The organism is Faecalimonas nexilis (assembly GCF_059731825.1).
This window is the reverse complement of the sequence record NZ_AP029189.1, coordinates 2,151,692-2,170,142: the sequence shown is the minus strand read 5'-3', so window position 1 is coordinate 2,170,142 and position 18,451 is coordinate 2,151,692. Positions and strand designations below refer to the sequence as shown.

15 protein-coding genes are annotated in these 18,451 nt (G+C 42.3%); 14 read left to right on the top strand and 1 reads right to left on the bottom strand.

The genetic code is table 11. The features are described from left to right. The first annotated feature begins 19 nt into the window (after positions 1 to 19). The 7 genes from hemW (at position 20) to dnaJ (ending at position 8,758) form a co-directional block, all read left to right on the top strand. Entirely contained in the window at positions 20 to 1,171 is a 1,152-nt protein-coding gene (gene hemW / locus AC6I5B_RS11060; RefSeq protein ID WP_071143873.1) for a radical SAM family heme chaperone HemW, read from the top strand. A 32-nt stretch (positions 1,172 to 1,203) separates the two neighbouring features. Further along, positions 1,204 to 2,220: an alpha-hydroxy-acid oxidizing protein gene (locus tag AC6I5B_RS11055; protein WP_004611267.1), complete on the top strand. Its 1,017-nt coding sequence runs from the start codon at positions 1,204 to 1,206 to the stop codon at positions 2,218 to 2,220. Beyond that, positions 2,217 to 3,557 (top strand): MATE family efflux transporter, encoded by a 1,341-nt coding sequence (locus tag AC6I5B_RS11050; RefSeq protein ID WP_201991309.1) that lies wholly within the window; start codon positions 2,217 to 2,219, stop codon positions 3,555 to 3,557. The genes AC6I5B_RS11055 and AC6I5B_RS11050 overlap by 4 nt, the downstream gene beginning before the upstream one ends. Before the next feature lie 183 nt (positions 3,558 to 3,740). After that, on the top strand, positions 3,741 to 4,784 hold the full coding sequence (hrcA, locus tag AC6I5B_RS11045) for a heat-inducible transcriptional repressor HrcA (RefSeq protein WP_022249926.1): 1,044 nt from the start codon (positions 3,741 to 3,743) through the stop codon (positions 4,782 to 4,784). 44 nt (positions 4,785 to 4,828) lie between these two features. Further along, entirely contained in the window at positions 4,829 to 5,443 is a 615-nt protein-coding gene (grpE, locus tag AC6I5B_RS11040) for a nucleotide exchange factor GrpE (RefSeq protein WP_044986635.1), read from the top strand. Between the two features lie 128 nt (positions 5,444 to 5,571). After that, the gene (gene dnaK, locus AC6I5B_RS11035; protein ID WP_117787793.1) at positions 5,572 to 7,446 is read left to right on the top strand and encodes a molecular chaperone DnaK; all 1,875 of its coding nucleotides are present in this window, start codon (positions 5,572 to 5,574) and stop codon (positions 7,444 to 7,446) included. Positions 7,447 to 7,564: 118 nt separating this feature from the next. Continuing rightward, complete coding sequence (dnaJ, locus tag AC6I5B_RS11030; RefSeq protein WP_497773343.1) at positions 7,565 to 8,758, top strand: molecular chaperone DnaJ; 1,194 nt, start codon at positions 7,565 to 7,567, stop codon at positions 8,756 to 8,758. Positions 8,759 to 8,786: 28 nt separating this feature from the next. Here dnaJ and AC6I5B_RS11025 read toward each other — a convergent pair whose 3' ends face one another. Then, positions 8,787 to 10,883, bottom strand: coding sequence for a glycogen debranching protein (locus tag AC6I5B_RS11025; protein WP_497773342.1), 2,097 nt, complete (start codon positions 10,881 to 10,883; stop codon positions 8,787 to 8,789). 198 nt (positions 10,884 to 11,081) lie between these two features. On the opposite strand from AC6I5B_RS11025, the gene AC6I5B_RS11020 reads away from it, so the two are divergent. The 7 genes from AC6I5B_RS11020 (at position 11,082) to AC6I5B_RS10990 (ending at position 18,450) form a co-directional block, all read left to right on the top strand. Then, positions 11,082 to 12,056 carry an ornithine cyclodeaminase family protein gene (locus AC6I5B_RS11020; protein WP_044986588.1) on the top strand — a complete coding sequence of 325 codons (975 nt, stop codon included), beginning with the start codon at positions 11,082 to 11,084 and terminating at the stop codon, positions 12,054 to 12,056. Positions 12,057 to 12,126: 70 nt separating this feature from the next. Then, positions 12,127 to 12,504, top strand: a complete 378-nt coding sequence (locus AC6I5B_RS11015) for a RidA family protein (RefSeq protein ID WP_004611256.1) — start codon at positions 12,127 to 12,129, stop codon at positions 12,502 to 12,504. 13 nt (positions 12,505 to 12,517) lie between these two features. Beyond that, the gene (locus AC6I5B_RS11010) at positions 12,518 to 13,357 is read left to right on the top strand and encodes an Mrp/NBP35 family ATP-binding protein (protein ID WP_004611255.1); all 840 of its coding nucleotides are present in this window, start codon (positions 12,518 to 12,520) and stop codon (positions 13,355 to 13,357) included. A gap of 151 nt (positions 13,358 to 13,508) precedes the next feature. Next, positions 13,509 to 14,849: a putative DNA modification/repair radical SAM protein gene (locus AC6I5B_RS11005; protein WP_117787781.1), complete on the top strand. Its 1,341-nt coding sequence runs from the start codon at positions 13,509 to 13,511 to the stop codon at positions 14,847 to 14,849. Positions 14,850 to 14,862: 13 nt separating this feature from the next. Next, positions 14,863 to 15,630, top strand: coding sequence for a TIGR03915 family putative DNA repair protein (locus AC6I5B_RS11000; protein WP_270651233.1), 768 nt, complete (start codon positions 14,863 to 14,865; stop codon positions 15,628 to 15,630). 89 nt (positions 15,631 to 15,719) lie between these two features. Then, positions 15,720 to 15,965: an HPr family phosphocarrier protein gene (locus AC6I5B_RS10995; protein WP_004611252.1), complete on the top strand. Its 246-nt coding sequence runs from the start codon at positions 15,720 to 15,722 to the stop codon at positions 15,963 to 15,965. Between the two features lie 112 nt (positions 15,966 to 16,077). Continuing rightward, a complete protein-coding gene (locus tag AC6I5B_RS10990; RefSeq protein ID WP_270651235.1) occupies positions 16,078 to 18,450 on the top strand; it encodes an ATP-dependent DNA helicase in 2,373 nt (790 codons plus the stop codon). Position 18,451 lies beyond the last annotated feature (1 nt).

The window sequence follows — 18,451 nt, the reverse complement described above, 5'->3', positions numbered from 1 at the left end:
CCCTTTTTGGAGGTGGATAATGAAAAACGAACTGGAATTATATCTTCATATTCCGTTTTGTGTAAGGAAATGTGCCTACTGTGATTTCCTTTCAAGCCCGGAAAATGGGGAAACAATAGAAAATTATGTGGAGGCACTGATAAGAGAGATCAAAGCTTACCAAGCCCTGTCCCTAAATGACATAGTAGTGACTATTTTTTTGGGCGGAGGTACGCCGTCTGTTTTAGAAGGAAATCAAATGGAGCGAATTTTTGAGGCGTTACATGAGGTGTTTGAGATTGCAGAAGATGCAGAGATTACAGTGGAGGCAAATCCTGGAACCGTGACACAAGAGAAGCTGTCTGCCTATCGAAAACTTGGTATCAATCGTATCAGTTTTGGTTTACAGTCGGCAGACAATGGAGAATTGAAGCTACTTGGAAGAATCCATACATATGAGCAATTTTTGGAAAGCTATGAGATGGCAAGAACGGCAGGATTCACGAATATCAACATAGATTTGATTTCGGCAATTCCAAAGCAGACAGTAAGAAGCTGGGAAGAGACACTAAAGCGAATTATACGCCTCAAGCCGGAACATATTTCGGCATATAGTTTGATTATTGAAGAGGGCACGTCATTCGCAAAACTGTATGGAGAAGGCAGCCCACTGGAGCGAGATCTTCCAAGTGAGGAGGAAGAGCGTCTCATGTATGAAAAGACCGAAGAAATATTAGGCGAAAATGGATATCATCGTTATGAGATTTCCAATTATGCAAAAGAGGGAATGGAATGTCGGCATAATTTAGGATACTGGGAACGGAAAAATTATCTAGGACTCGGACTTGGAGCGTCGTCTTTATTAGATAACAGACGTTATAGTAATACTGAGAATCTAAGAGAATATACAGAGTGTGCAGGACAGCCAGAGAAGATCAGAAAAAACACAGAGCATCTGACGGAGGAAGAGCAGATGGAAGAATTTATTTTTTTAGGACTTCGGAAGATGAATGGCATTTCAGAACAGGCTTTTTGGAATTGTTTCCAAAAAACAATTTGGGACTGCTACGGAGAAAATATCAGGAAAGTCATGGAAAAAGGTTTGTTAAAGCAACGGGAAGGCTGTTTAAGTCTGACAAAAAAAGGAATCGATGTGAGTAACTATGTATTTGCAGAAATACTATATCAATAAAAATGCTGATTACATGAGGGAGGAAGCAAAAAATGACATACGAAGAATTATTAGAAAACGCAAGACCAGAGATGGGAAAATATTGTAAGGCATGTCCGGTATGTAACGGGAAGGCGTGTGGGAACCAGATGCCGGGACCGGGAGCAAAAGGTGTGGGAGATACGGCAATTCGCAATTATGAAAAATGGAAGGATATCCGTATTAATATGGATACACTCTGCGCAAATAAGAAGGTAGATACAAGTCTCAATATTTTTGGAAAATCATTCAGATATCCGTTTTTTGCGGGGCCGGTCGGAGCGGTAAATCTACACTATGGAGAAAAATATAATGATGCATCTTACAATGAGGTGCTGGTTTCGGCTTGTGCTAAGGCGGGGATTGCTGCTATGACAGGTGATGGAGTCAATGCAGATGTGATGAAATGTGCGACAGAGGCAATCAAAAAATCAGCAGGCATTGGAATTCCGACTGTAAAACCTTGGAATTTGGAAACGGTTAAAGAAAAAATGAGATTAGTAGAAGATTCCGGGGCATTTGCTGTTGCAATGGACGTGGATGCGGCGGGACTTCCATTTTTGAAAAATATGACTCCGCCGGCAGGAAGAAAATCCGTGGAAGAGTTACATAAAATTGCGGCATCAACCCGCGCCCCGTTTATTGTGAAAGGGATCATGACTGTGAGGGGAGCACTGAAAGCAGAGGCAGCAGGAGCAGATGCGATTGTCGTGTCGAATCATGGAGGGCGTGTGCTGGATCAATGTCCGGCTACCGCAGAAGTTCTGGAAGAGATTGCAAAAGCAGTAAAGGGGAAAATGAAGATTTTTGTGGATGGAGGAATCCGCTCCGGTGTGGATGTGTTTAAAGCATTGGCACTTGGTGCAGACGGTGTGATTATCTGTCGTCCATTTGTAACGGCTGCGTACGGAGGAGGCACAGACGGAGTGCAATTATATATAGAAAGAATCGGTTCAGAGCTTGCGGATACGATGGCAATGTGTGGAGCAAATAGTCTAAAAGAAATTACAAAGGATATGATATGGCGATGAAAAAGACAACATTAATGACGGAGGGAAATATTTGGAAACAGATTCTGTTCTTTTCCATTCCTCTGATTTTGGGAAATCTGCTTCAGCAGCTTTACAATACAGCAGATTCCATTATTGTAGGAAATTTTGTGGGAAGTGAGGCGTTGGCTGCAGTCGGTTCCAGTGGATCGCTGATCAATCTTTTGATATCGTTCTGCATGGGAGCGTCTGCGGGTGCCGGAGTAGTCATTGCCCAGTATTATGGTGCGAACGACAAAAAGAGAGTGCAGGATGCAGTGCATACAACATTGGCGATTGCAGTGGTGACAGGAGCAATCCTGTCTATTGTAGGAATAGTGGCAAGTCCGCTGCTCTTGCAGTGGATGGGAACTCCGAAGGAGGTTATGCCGAATTCGGTTCTGTATCTGCGGATTTTCTTCGGAGGACTTGTGTTCAATGTGATTTACAATATGGCAGCTGGAATTTTAAATGCGGTCGGCAATTCCAAACGTTCCTTGGTTTATTTGGCAATCGCATCTGTTTCTAATATCGTATTGGATCTTGTGTTTGTCATGGGATTGCATATGGGTGTGGCAGGTGTTGCGATTGCAACAGATATCAGTCAGGTGTTGTCAAGCATTTTCATCCTACGTTTTTTGACGCGTGTAGATGAACCATATCGTGCGGAACTGAAAAAGATAAGATGGGATGTCCCGATGGCAAACCGTATCATCAAAATCGGTTTGCCGACTGGAATTCAGAACATGGTCATTTCGTTCTCAAATGTGCTGATTCAGTCTAGCGTGAATGGATTTGGAGCGAAAGCGATGGCTGGATTTGCGGCTTATATAAAAGTAGACGGATTTAATATTCTTCCGGTGATGAGCTTTAGTATGGCTGCAACTACATTTACCGGACAAAATATCGGTGCTGGCAAGATTGACCGTGTAAAGAAAGGAATGTGGGTGACTCTTTGCATGGGGATTGTTTATACAATCGTGACGGGAGTGCTGCTGCTTAGTTTCTCACATCAGATTATTGGCATATTTACAAAAGATGCGGATGTAATTTATTTTGGGACATTGGCGATGTGGTATTTCTGTCCGTTCTATTCACTGCTGAGCATCATGCATGAGATGGCGGGAACCATTCGTGGAACCGGGAAAACAATTCCGCCGATGGCAATCATTTTATTCTCGCTCTGCATTTACAGGGTGTTGTGGGTACAGTTTGTGGTTCCGCACTTTGACAGTATCCGTGGAGTTTACATAGCATATCCAATTTCCTGGGCAATTGGGGCGGCTTTGATGGTGCTGTATGCGTGGAAAGGGAAATGGATTCCGGGAAAAGAAGGATAGATGTGAGTGTGGCGATATCATAGAGGTGAAACAGTTCAGCCATACACAAAGTCTGCAAAAAATGTAAAAAAAATATAAACTAGGTTGACAAACGAAAACCGGAGTGTTATCTTAATAATCGTAAGGTGTTAGCACTCGAAAGAATAGAGTGCTAATAGAAAAAAACCGAGAAGGAGGGTGGACATGAAATCGAATCATGAATTAGATGATCGTAAGATGAAGATTTTGCAGACGATCATCAAGACATATTTGGAGACAGGTGATCCGGTTGGTTCCAGAACAATTTCCAAATACACAGATTTGAATTTAAGCTCAGCGACTATTCGCAATGAGATGGCGGATTTGGAAGATTTGGGATACATCATGCAGCCTCACACATCGGCAGGTCGTATTCCATCAGACAAAGGATATCGGTTGTATGTAGATATGCTGATGGAAGAAAAAGAGCAGGAAGTTACAGAGATGAAAGAACAGATGCTTGTGAAAGCAGACAAGATGGATCAGCTTTTAAAGCAGGCGGCAAAAGTTTTGGCAGCCAACACGAATTACGCGACGATGATTTCCGCTCCGACATATAATAGAAACAAATTAAAATTCATTCAATTATCTCAGGTTGATGAGAATCAGATTATTGCAGTCATTGTCATGGAGGGAAACATCATTAAGAATAAGATTGTGACTGTTTCAGAAACACTGAGCAATGAGACCTTACTAAAGCTTAACATGCTTCTGAATACGAACCTCAATGGAATGGCAATCGAGGAGATCAACTTAGGGATGATCGCAAGATTAAAAGAGCAGGCAGGGATTCACAGTGAAGTGATCAGCGATGTTCTTGATGCGGTGGCAAATACCATTCAGCTTGACAACGATTTGGAAATCTATACAAGCGGTGCAACGAATATTTTTAAATATCCGGAACTGAGCGACAATCAAAGCGCACAGGAGATTATCAGTGCCTTCGAGGAAAAGCAACAGCTCGCAGAGCTTGTGACACAGACACTTTCCAGTCAGGAGAACAAAGGAATTCAAGTCTATATCGGCAATGAAACACCGGTACAGACAATGAAGGACTGCAGTGTCGTGACAGCGACCTATGAATTGGGAGAGGGAATGCAGGGAACGATAGGAATTATCGGACCAAAGAGAATGGATTATGAAAATGTAATGACAACGCTGAAGACTCTGATGGTAGAGTTGGATGCAATATTCCATAAAGAACATTAGAAAGGTGGAACGATCCATTGGAAAAAGAATTTAGCAAAGAAGAGATGGTAAAAGAAGCCGTGGAGGAAGCGAAAAAAGCGGCTAAAGAGCAGCAGACAGAGATGGAAGAGACATCAGAAGAGGTAACTGACGAAGAACTTGCGGAAGAGAAAGATTCAGAAGCAGGGGAAGACGGTGCAGAAAAGAAAGACAAAAAGTTATTCAAACGCAAACCGAAAAAAGATAAAAAGGATGAGCAGATTGAAGAACTTACTGATAGACTGACAAGACAGATGGCAGAATTTGATAATTTCCGCAAGCGTACAGAGAAAGAAAAATCAGCGATGTATGAAGTTGGAGCAAAAGATATTATCGAAAAGATATTGCCGGTGATCGACAATTTTGAGAGAGGTCTTAGCGCAGTGACAGAAGAACAAAAGGATGATTCTTTTGTGACAGGTATGGAGATGGTCTACAAACAGATCATGACAACGCTCGACGGAGTCGGGGTAAAAGTAATTGAGGCAGTAGGACAGGAATTCAATCCGGATCTTCACAATGCAGTGATGCATGTGGAGGACGAGGAAGCAGGTGAGAATATCATCGTAGAAGAATTCCAAAAAGGATACACTTATAGAGACAGTGTCGTAAGACACAGTATGGTAAAAGTAGCAAACTAAACCTAGAGCACTTAGCAAGGTGTTTTCGAGCTTAGTGCGAAGGTTGTCCGAAGGAACTTGGCGAGGTATTTCACGAGCCTAGTGAATCGGACTTCCTTATAAAAACCAAGAAAATGGAGGACAAAATCATGGGAAAAATTATTGGTATTGACTTAGGAACAACAAACAGCTGTGTAGCAGTTATGGAAGGTGGACAGCCAACTGTTATCGCCAACACAGAAGGTGCAAGAACAACACCATCGGTAGTAGCATTTACAAAGACAGGAGAACGTCTCGTAGGAGAACCTGCAAAACGTCAGGCAGTTACAAACGCTGACAAGACAATCTCTTCTATTAAAAGAGAGATGGGTACAGATCACAAAGTATCTATCGATGATAAAAAATACTCTCCACAGGAAATTTCAGCAATGATCCTTCAGAAACTGAAAGCAGATGCAGAAGGGTATCTTGGAGAAAAAGTATCAGAAGCAGTTATCACAGTACCGGCTTACTTTAATGATGCTCAGCGTCAGGCAACAAAAGATGCTGGTAAAATTGCAGGTCTTGATGTAAAACGTATCATCAACGAACCAACAGCAGCAGCACTTGCGTATGGTCTTGACAACGAAAAAGAACAGAAGATTATGGTATATGACCTTGGTGGTGGTACATTCGACGTATCTATCATTGAGATTGGTGACGGCGTTATCGAAGTATTATCTACAGCCGGAGACAACAGACTTGGTGGAGATGACTTTGACCAGAAGATCACAGATTACATGTTAGCAGAGTTCAAACGCATGGAAGGTGTGGATCTCTCTACAGATAAGATGGCGCTTCAGAGATTAAAAGAAGCAGCAGAAAAAGCGAAAAAAGAACTTTCATCTGCAACTACAACAAATATCAACCTGCCATTTATCACAGCGACAGCAGAAGGTCCAAAACATTTTGACATGAACCTTACAAGAGCAAAATTTGATGAATTGACACATGACTTGGTAGAGAGAACAGCAGAACCTGTTAAAAGAGCATTGTCAGATGCAGGTCTTACAGCTTCTGAATTAGGTCAGGTATTGTTAGTCGGTGGTTCTACACGTATTCCGGCAGTACAGGATAAAGTAAAACAGCTTACAGGAAAAGAGCCAAGCAAATCCTTAAACCCAGATGAATGCGTTGCTTTAGGAGCTTCTGTTCAGGGTGGTAAATTAGCAGGAGATGCAGGTGCAGGCGACATTCTTTTACTTGATGTAACTCCACTTTCATTATCTATTGAGACAATGGGTGGTATTGCTACAAGATTGATTGAGAGAAATACAACAATCCCTACAAAGAAGAGTCAGATTTTCTCTACAGCAGCAGACAATCAGTCAGCAGTAGATATCAATGTCGTACAAGGTGAAAGACAGTTTGCAAGAGATAACAAATCTCTCGGTCAGTTCAGACTTGACGGTATTGCTCCGGCTCCACGTGGAATTCCTCAGATTGAAGTTACATTTGATATCGATGCAAACGGTATTGTAAATGTATCTGCAAAAGATTTGGGAACAGGAAAAGAGCAGCATATTACGATTACAGCAGGATCCAATATGTCAGATTCGGATATCGACAGAGCTGTAAAAGAAGCTGCTGAGTTTGAAGCGCAGGATAAAAAACGTAAAGAAGCAATCGATGCAAGAAACGATGCAGATGCAATGATCTTCCAGACAGAGAAAGCACTTTCAGAAGTTGGAGATAAGATTGATGCAACAGAAAAGGCAGCTGTAGAAGCGGATATTCAGGCACTGAAAGATACTTTGGCAAAATCGAATCCAGAAGAGATGACAGATGCTCAGGTAGAGGAGATTAAAGCTGGTAAAGAAAAACTGATGGCAAGTGCACAGCAGTTATTTACAAAGATGTATGAACAGGCTGGAGCCGCAGCAGGTGCAGCAGGAGCTCAAGGAGGACCAACACCAGAAGCAGGTCCGGCACCGGAAGGATTTAACGGAGACGATGTTGTAGACGGCGATTACAAAGAAGTCTAGAGCACTTAGGCGAAGACTGTTCGAGCGGGCTTAGCGAGATGAATAGGGTTCTGCGGAATTTGAGTAAAATCAGGTTTCGCAGAACTTCCTTATGAAAAAATAGAAAGGTTAAAAAGTTATGGCTGAAACGAAGAGAGATTATTATGAAGTGCTTGGCGTTGACAGAAATGCAGATGATGCAGCATTGAAAAAAGCGTATCGGGCATTGGCCAAAAAATACCATCCGGATATGAACCCGGGAGATAAGGAAGCAGAAAAGAAATTCAAAGAGGCATCAGAAGCGTATGCCGTACTTAGTGATGCCGAAAAACGTCGTCAATATGATCAGTTTGGTCATGCGGCATTTGAAGGCGGGGCAGGCGGAGCAGGTGGCGGCTTCGGCGGTTTCGATTTTAGTGGTGCGGATTTTGGAGACATTTTCGGAGATATTTTCGGAGATTTGTTCGGGGGAGGTCGCCATGGAGGTCGTGCTGGCAATGGACCGATGCAGGGGGCAAATATCCGAAAAGGTGTAAGGATTACATTTGAAGAAGCTGTATTCGGATGTGAAAAAGAATTGGAAGTGGTCATCAAAGACCCATGTACAACATGTAACGGAACAGGTGCAAAACCTGGAACTTCTCCGGAGACTTGCCAAAAATGTGGTGGAAAAGGTCAGGTTGTATATACTTCTCAGTCCTTCTTTGGAACCGTACAGAATGTACAGACTTGTCCGGATTGTCATGGAACAGGGAAGATTATCAAAGAGAAATGTTCTGATTGTGCGGGAACAGGTTATGTGGCAAGCAAAAAGACGATACAGGTATCCATTCCGGCAGGTATCGATAATGGACAAAGTATCCGAATCCGTGGAAAAGGAGAACCGGGAACAAACGGTGGTCCAAGAGGCGATCTGCTGGTAGAAGTAACGGTATCTAGACATCCTGTTTTTGGACGTCAGGATATGCATATTTTCTCTACTGCGCCGATTTCATTTGCGCAGGCGGCACTCGGTGGAGATGTGCGCATTAAGACGGTGGATGGGGATGTTCTATATAATGTAAAACCAGGAACAAAGACAGACACAAAAGTACGTCTCAAAGGAAAAGGTGTACCATCGCTTCGCAACAAACAGGTTCGAGGAGATCACTATGTGACACTTGTCATCCAGACACCGGAGAAATTGAGTGCAGAAGCGAAAGAAGCGCTTCGTAAATTCGATGCACTGACTGGAAACACATTGAATCAGGATATCGATTCCGAGAAGACGGATAAGAAAAAAGGAAAGAAAAAAGGATTTATGGATAAATTAAAAGAGTCCTTTGAAGATTAGTGAGGAGGTACGTAAGTACCTCCTTATTTTAGTGGGCGGTCAGGACGACGACAGTACGTGCCCCAATCAGATAATCATTGCCGACATGGGACATCTGTTCCTTTTCAAACGTGCATCCGCCAGTGTCTGACAGGGAGGTGTCCACAGCAAGATGCCATTGCAGCGGTTCCGGAAGTTTTGGCAAATGGATGAGAATAGACTCCCAATAGGGATTGACAGCGAGGTAGACAATGTCTTCCAAGTCCTGTTTTTCATCGTGACCGGCGAACATGGTGCATACTATTTTGGAATCCTGAGTGAAATTATCATCCCACGGCGTGGCGCCGTGCTGGCTGATTGGTGGAAATCCGCAGTGGCTTTGTGCGATGCTTTTTCGTATCGCCGGGTGATTGCGGCGAAAATGAATCATATATTTACAAAATTCAAAGATATCTCGATGAGTATCAAGTAATTTCCAATCAAGCCAAGAGGTCAAATTGTCTTGACAATAGGGATTGTTGTTGCCAAACCGGGTGTCACAGAATTCATCGCCGGATAAGAACATCGGAGTCCCACGGCTGCATATCAATACAGCGAAAGCGTTTTTGATCATACGGTAGCGGAGTTTTAAAATCAAAGGATCTTTTGTGTCGCCCTCTGCGCCGCAGTTCCAGCTCCGGTTGTCGTCGCTGCCGTCTGTGTTGTTCCAGCCGTTTGCTTCGTTGTGCTTGTGATTGTATGAGTACAAATCATATAATGAAAAACCATCATGACAGGTGATAAAGTTGATAGAAGCATTTGTTCCACGTTCAAATGGATTGTATAGATCGCTGGATCCGGAAATTCGAAGTGCGGCTTCCGGCGCTTTCCAGTACCCTCCTTTTAGAAAGTCGCGCAGATCGTCCCGGTACTTTCCGTTCCATTCTGACCAACGCTTCCAGGAAGGGAAATTTCCTACCTGATAGAGACCGCCTGCATCCCATGCTTCCGCAATCAATTTCACATCACCGAGAATCGGATCAAAAGCGAGTGTCTGCAAAAGAGGAGGCTTATCCATCGGAGTTCCATCTTCATTGCGACCAAGGATTGAGGCAAGATCAAAACGAAAACCATCCACCCGGTATGTCGTAACCCAGTATCGCAGACATTCCACAATCATCTGTTGGACAACCGGATGATTGCAGTTGACGGTATTTCCACAACCACTGAAATTATAATAGTTTCCATCCGGAGTGAGCATGTAATACACATTATTGTCAATCCCCTTGAAGGAGAAAAACGGTCCATCTTCATTGCCCTCGGCAGTATGATTGAATACGACATCCAGGATGACTTCAATACCGTTTTCTTTGAGTGTCTTTATCAGTTGCTTTAATTCTGTACCGACATGATTGTATTCTCTGTCAGATGCGTAGCTTGTATTTGGCGCAAAAAAGCTGACTGTGTTGTAGCCCCAGTAATCAAGCAGTTCCCTTCCATCAATCACACGGTGATCCCGCATCTCATCAAATTCAAAAATGGGCATCAGCTCGACTGCATTGATTCCAAGTTCTTTCAAATATGGGATTTTCTCCATAATTCCGTGAAATGTGCCGGGATGTGCAACACCGGAAGAATCATCTTTTGTAAAACCGCGTACATGCATTTCGTAAATGATCAAATCTTCCATGGGGATAATCGAAGGTTTGGTAATCCCCCAGTCAAAATTGTTTTTCACAACCCTGCCCCGGTATCCAAGAAATGCATCCGGTTTTTGCCCCCATTCACTTTGTCCGACGACAGCTTTGGCATATGGATCCAAAAGTGGTTTGTGTTTATCAAATAGAAGACCTTTTTTCTTATCATAAGGACCGTCAAGACGAAAAGCATATTGAAAATCTTCCACATCAAGGTCAAATACAATCATGGAAAAAACATTTCCGATGCGGTAGTTGTCAGGGTATTTTAAAATAGCAAATGGTTCTTTTGCATAAGGCTCATAAAGCAGAAGTTCGCAAGAAGTGGCACCTTGTGAGTGGATGGTAAAACATACGCCGTCAGAAAGTGCGGTTGCTCCATTTATATCAAAGAATCCGGGGCGAATTCGAAACCCCTCTAAAGTATCAAGAGGAACCATGTGGTCTGAGTGTATCATTGATTTTTGCATAAGCCGTCCTCCTTTGTCTGAAATTGAGTTGTCTAACAATATGACTATATTGTAGCATAATTTTAGAGAATAAACAAAATAAAAATAAATAGTACAAGAGTGGTGTTTGTGTTAAAATAGAACTCAAAGAAAGCGTGGCACACTGAAGATGTGTATCATGATTTCAAGGTGCAAATTATAGAAATAAGGAGAATAGAGATGTTACTATTAAATAAGAAAGATATTGAAAAGTCAGTTGATCTGGACGGAATGATGGATCAGATCGAGGAGGCATATAAGATCTTTGAATCGGGAGCTTACTATATGCCGCCAAGACCGACAGTGGAGCATGATAATAAGACACTGATTTACATGCCGTGTTATACCAAAGACAGTTTGGGGACAAAAATGCTTACGATTTTTCCGGAAAATGTAAGTCTTGGACTTCCGTCAATTGATGGGCTGGTGTTGATGAATGATCCAAAGACGGGAAAACCGCTGGCAATTTTGGATGGACAGACAGTGACGGCATACCGAACAGGAGCTGTCGGCGGAGTCGGTATCCGGCATTTGTCGAGAAAAGATTGCCACACGGTCGGAATTGTGGGCGCAGGCGTACAGGGATTTCATCTGGCGCTCTATGCATGCAAGGCGAGAGAGATCCACACTGTCTATGTGTTCAATCACAGTGGACGGGACTTGACAGATTATCTGGCACGTTTAGAAAAAGCGATTGATAATCCGGGGACAAAAGTGGTACAATGTAATACGGTGGAGGAACTGGTGCAAAGCAGCGAAATTATCTGTACTGCAACACCATCTGAGAAGGCAGTGCTGCCAAATGATAAAGAGCTGTTAAGTGGAAAATGCATTATTGCAATCGGTTCTTATACACCGACAATGCGCGAGATTCCAGATGTTGTATTTGAGCTGGTGGATGACGTTTATGTGGAACTGGAATATGCATGTGAAGAGAGCGGGGACTTAAGTCAGCCGCTGGCAGACGGGATTCTGACAAAAGACAGAGTTCGATATATGCATGAACTGATCGATTCAGACATAGATGAAGATGCACTTACTCAAAAGACAACATATTTCAAGTCAGTCGGTATGGGGCTGTTTGATGTGTGTATAGCACAGAGATTAATGGACGATGCCAATCAAAAAGGAATCGGGCAGCAGATTGAGTTTTAAGTAACAGTTCGGCTGATTTAAGTTTTAGCAGTTGAACGGTTGCAAATGATGAGATAAAGGAGACGGGATTATGAAAGTAGTAGCAACAGAAAAAGCACCAAAAGCATTGGGACCATATTCACAGGGATATGTACATAACGGTATTTTTTATTCAGCAGGGCAGATTCCAATCAATCCTGAGACAGACACTGTGGAGGCAACAGATATTGCAGGACAGACAGAGCAGGTGTGCAAGAACTTTGCAGCTGTGTTGGAAGCAGCTGGAACTTCATTTGACAAAGTTTTAAAGACAACATGTTTCTTGAGCGACATGGGAGACTTTGCAGCATTCAATGAAGTGTATGCAAAATATTTTACATCAAAGCCTGCGAGAAGCTGTGTGGCAGTTAAGACATTACCAAAAAATGTGCTTTGTGAAGTGGAACTAATCGCAGTTGTAGAAGAATAGGAAGGAAATCAAGATGGCAGAACAGGAAAATAACGGAGCATGCTCTTCTGAGAGCTGTTCTGGCTGTGCACACGCAGATTCTTGTGCGAGCAAGAAAGTAGATATGACAGTGCCGGCAAATGAATACACACATGTTAAAAAAGTAATCGGTGTGATCAGTGGAAAAGGCGGAGTTGGAAAATCGATGGTTACAGCCTCGCTTGCAAGACTTATGAGAGAGCAAGGTTATTCGGTGGGGATCTTAGATGCAGATATCACAGGTCCATCTATTCCGAAGATGTACGGAATCCATGAGCACGCAATGGGAACAGAAGTTGGAATGTTTCCGTGTATTGCAAAAGATGAGACAAGAATTATGTCTGTCAATCTTTTGCTGGACAGTGAGGACACACCGGTGATTTGGAGAGGACCGGTCATTGCAGGTGTTGTAAAACAGTTCTGGAATGAAGTACTCTGGGGAGATTTGGATTACTTATTCGTAGATATGCCACCGGGAACAGGGGATGTGCCATTGACAGTGTTCCAGTCTTTGCCGGTAGATGGAGTGGTCATCGTGACATCGCCGCAGGATCTTGTTCAGATGATTGTGAAAAAGACCTACTATATGGCAAAACAGATGAATATTCCGATTATCGGAGTTGTTGAAAATTACAGTTACTTGGAATGTCCGGATTGCGGAAAGAAAATCTCTGTATTCGGAGAAAGCCATATTGATGAGATTGCAAAAGAACTTGGCATGAGTGTACTTGGGAAAATGCCAATCGATCCGAAGCTTGCTGAGATGGTGGAAGCAGAGAAATTCTATGAAGTGAAAAATGAATATTTGAAAGATGCAGTGGAAAGACTGCAGTAGAAAAGAAGACGTATGAGAGAGAATCTTGTGCGTCTTTTTTGTAAGCGAAGATCTTAAAACTGCAGAAAATTTGAAGTCACTATTGCAAACATCTGTTCTGTGTGATAATATAAGAAACAGAACATACATTCGAGTAAAGAGGAGCAAAAAGATGAAAATCACAGAACAGATGTCTCTTTTAGAAAAACTGAATATTTTATCAGATGCGGCGAAATACGATGTGGCATGTACATCGAGCGGAGTTGACAGGCAGAACGATGGCAATGGAATAGGGAACTGTGCGAAGGCTGGAATTTGTCATAGTTTTTCAGCAGATGGAAGATGTATTTCATTATTGAAAATTTTGTTTACAAATGAATGTATCTATGATTGCAAATATTGCATTAACCGTTCTTCAAATGATGTGAGAAGAGCATCCTTCACTCCGGATGAAGTATGTACTCTGACAATTGAATTTTACCGCCGGAATTATATAGAAGGATTGTTTTTGAGTTCCGGAATTCTGCATAGTCCGAATTATACGATGCAATTGATTTATGAGACGCTTTATAAGTTAAGGACAGAGTTCCATTTTCAGGGATACATCCATGTAAAGGCAATTCCAGGAGCAGATCAGGAACTGATACAAAGAACAGGATTTTTGGCAGACAGGATGAGCGTGAATTTGGAGCTTCCGACAGCAGAAGGACTTAAAAAGCTTGCTCCACATAAGAATAGAAAAAATATATTAGCGCCGATGCGCCTTGTGCAGAGTAAGATGGCTGAGAATCAGAATGAGGTAGCAGTCTATCGGAATGCGCCGCGGTTTGTTCCGGCAGGACAGAGTACGCAGATGATCATCGGAGCTACTCCGGAGACGGATTTTCAGATTATCAATGTTGCAGAATCTCTTTATAAAAAGTTTGAATTGAAACGCGTGTTTTATTCTGCGTTTATCCATGTGAATGAAGATGAACATCTTCCGGCAAGAACGGGAGACGGTCCCCCATTGTTGCGGGAACATCGCTTGTATCAGGCTGACTGGCTGCTGCGATATTATGGATTTGAGGCGAAAGAATTGCTGTCTGAAAAGAACCCGAATTTCAATGTGTTGGTAGATCCAAAATGCAATTGGGCACTGGAACATCTGGAATGTTTTCCGGTGGAAGTCAATCGAGCTGATTATCATATGCTTTTGCGGGTTCCGGGAATCGGGTATAAATCTGCTGGAAGAATTGTCAAAGCAAGAAGAATGGGAACATTGGATTTTACGGATTTAAAGAAGATGGGGGTCGTGTTAAAGAGAGCGTTATATTTTCTGACCTGTAATGGAAAGATGATGTATCCGACGAAGATAGAACAAGATTATATTTTGCGCAATCTACTTCATGTAGGGGAAAAACTGCCGCTTACAGTAGAACAGATGAACTACAGACAATTGTCGTTATTTGATGATGTAAGCTTTGGGAGCGAACGGGCAAAACAAAACAGAGTGGATAAAGTTTTTAGGTAATGGAGAAGATGATATGAAGCAGATTTTTGTATGCAATGATACGATTACAGGAATTTTTTCGGCAATTTACGATGCGTGGAAGATTGTACTCTCTTCCGGAGAGACTGGGATTGCGCTGAAAGGGATGATGAACCAGGAACTTTTTTGTGAATACACTGAAAGTGCGGAGAGTGAGAAAAAGGCAATTGCAGTGGAGAATATGATAAAAAAGAATCTGGGGATGGAGGTGTACCGGAATATTTATTATGCAATATTGGCAGAGGATGCAAAGAAGGCGAATGCAGTTCTTGGAATGATGCAGGAGGCGAGGCGAATACACGATAAAAGGAAGATTATGGAGCATTTGTCGCATAAGCAGGTTAGAAAAGTGTTCGAGCTAAAGAGAACAGTGGAGAATGAAGCACACTGTTTTCAGGAATTTATCCGTTTTTCTGAGTTGGAGAGTGGAGTGCTTTTTTCGAAAATTGCACCTAAAAATCAAGTGCTTACATGCATCGCAGATCATTTTGCAAATCGTTTGCCGTTAGAGAACTGGATGATCTATGATGAGACCCACCAGATGCTTCTGATACATCGCAAACAGCAGAATTGGTTTCTTGTTTGGAATGAAAAATTGAATAAAGAAAAGATAAACAGGGTATCCTATGCAGAGAACACGTACTCCGAACTTTGGAAGGGCTTTTTTGAAAATATATCTATAGAAGAAAGAGAGAGTTACCAGAGACAGAGACAACATTTACCGATTCGGTTTCGTGGAAACATGGTTGAATTTGTACAATAATCGACAAAAAATGAGTTCTAATTATACAATTCGACAATTGACGACAAGCGATTGAATTGGTATAATAAAAAAATGTGTTTAGCAATACCATGAAAGGAGTGATCACAGTGGACAAGAAGTTTCAAATAAGACTATCTGCTACCGAAGATGTAAAAGAATTTGTAAGAGCAGCTGGGCAGTGCGACTTTGACATCGATGTATTTTATAACCGTGTGGTAATTGATGCTAAATCTATTCTAGGAGTTCTAAGCTTAGATTTGACTCAGCCTCTGACTGTTCAGTATGGTGGACAGAATGATAATTTTGAAAAGACATTAAGAAAATTTGCAGCATAGATATGTGATGGAAGGAAGCTCTGAATCTTTTTCGGTGTAAGCCGAAGGTTTGGGGCTTTTATTTTACACATGGATAAATAAACATGCTATAATGAGGCGGGAGGAAATACAGATGGAAGAGAAGATAATTCGTATTTCTGTTCGCAATTTGGTGGAGTTTATATTGCGGGAAGGCGATATTGATAATAGAAAAGCGGGGCTGCCGGATAAAGAGGCTATGCAGCTTGGTGGAAGAATTCACCGGAAGATTCAAAGACAGATGGGATCTGACTATTATGCGGAGGTTCCGTTAAAGATTACGGTTCCCTGTGAGGGATTTGCGATTCAAATAGAGGGAAGAGCAGATGGAATTCAGAAGACAGCAGATGGAGTTGTGGTTGATGAGATCAAAGGAGTCTTGCGTGAGCTGGAATATATTGAGAAGCCCGTCAGCGTGCACCTTGCACAGGCAAAATGTTATGGGTATATCTATGGAAAACAGCAGGAACTGGATAGCATTACAGTACAGATGACATATTGTCAGATGGAGACAGAGGAAGTGAAGCGTTTTCAGGAGACATTTTCGATTGAGGAATTGGAGAGATGGTTTTTGGATATTGTGATGCAATATGAGAAGTGGGCGCGCTTTCAAGTCGAGTGGAGGCAGACAAGGGATGCGACCATAAAGGAGGCAGAATTTCCATATCCTTACAGAGAGGGGCAAAGAGAGCTTGTGACATCTGTCTACCGGACAATTCTGAGGAAGAAAAAATTATTTATTCAGGCGCCTACTGGTGTAGGAAAGACGATGGCAACTATATTCCCAGCGGTGAAAGCGGTAGGAGAAGGACTGGGGGATAAGATTTTTTACCTGACGGCGAAGACGATTACAAGAACCGTGGCAGAGCAGGCATTTCAGATTCTAAAAAAGAATGGTCTGCAGTATAAAGTTGCCACATTGACCGCGAAAGAGAAAATCTGTTTTTGTGAAAAGGCGGAATGCAACCCAGATGTATGTCCATATGCAAAGGGACATTTTGACCGGGTGAATGATGCGGTTTATGAAATGATCACTACGATGGAGGAGATGAGCCGGGAGAATATAGAGACTCAAGCGAAAAAGCATAGTGTATGTCCGTTTGAGATGGGATTGGATGTGTCGTTGTGGGTGGATGCCATTATCTGTGACTATAATTATGTATTTGATCCGAATGCACATTTGAAGAGGTTTTTCTCAGAGGGAAAAAAGGGAGAATACTTATTCTTGATTGATGAGGCGCATAACCTTGTGGAGCGTGGCAGGGAGATGTACAGTGCGGTTCTCTATAAAGAAGAGTTTTTACAGATGAAAAAAGCAGTCAGATATGAGAGTGTGAAACTGACACGGCAATTAGAGGGATGCAATCAAATGTTGCTGGAGATGAAAAGAGAGTGCCAGACTTATAAAGAATATAATAGTATTTCCCATTTTGCGTTGAAATTGTTGAATGTAATGAATGGTCTGCAAAAGCTTTTGGAAGAGAAGGAGCAGGTAGATGAGGAAGTTTTAGAGTTCTACTTTCATGTTCGGAACTTTCTTAACATCTATGAAGAAGTGGATGAAAATTATGTGATTTATACAGAATTGGAGGAAGGCGGAGACTTTAAGTTGAAATTATTCTGTGTGAATCCGGCAGTAAAATTGCAAAATTTTTTAAGTCAGGGCAACAGTACTGTGTTCTTTTCGGCAACACTTTTGCCCATCCGGTATTATAAAAAGTTGTTGAGCGTAGAGACGGATGACTATGCGGTGTACGCACATTCGCCGTTTAAGGAGGCGAATCGCCTTTTGGTGTTGGGACAGGATGTCAGTACAAAGTACACAAGGCGCGGATATGAGATGTATGAGCGATTTGCAATTTATATCAAGAATGTCATGCAGGCAAAACCAGGCAATTATCTTGTGTTTTTCCCGTCGTACCGATTTATGGAAGAAGTGCGGGAGACATTTGAGAGATACAGGACAGAAGAGATGTGTTGTATGATGCAGGAACAGAATATGAATGAACAGGACAGAGAAGCATTTTTACAGGAATTCGAAGCAGAAAGAGAAGGAAGTCTGGCAGGATTTTGTGTGATGGGAGGTATTTTTTCAGAGGGAATTGATTTGACAAAGGAGCGTCTGATTGGGGCGATGATTGTCGGAACCGGACTGCCGCAAGTATGCAATGAACGTGAGATTTTAAAACAATATTTTGACAGGCATGGAGAAAATGGGTTCGACTATGCATATTTGTATCCGGGGATGAACAAGGTGCTTCAGGCAGCGGGGCGTGTTATACGAACGGAGGAAGACAAAGGGGTAATTGCACTTTTGGACGATCGCTTTGCAGGAAGAAGATATTTGGAGATTTTTCCAAGAGAGTGGAGAAAACTTACTTATTGTAATGTAAAGACAATCGGAGAGAAAGTAGAGCAGTTTTGGAAAAACGCTTATATCGAACCGGAGTCTGATATAAGCGTCTGAA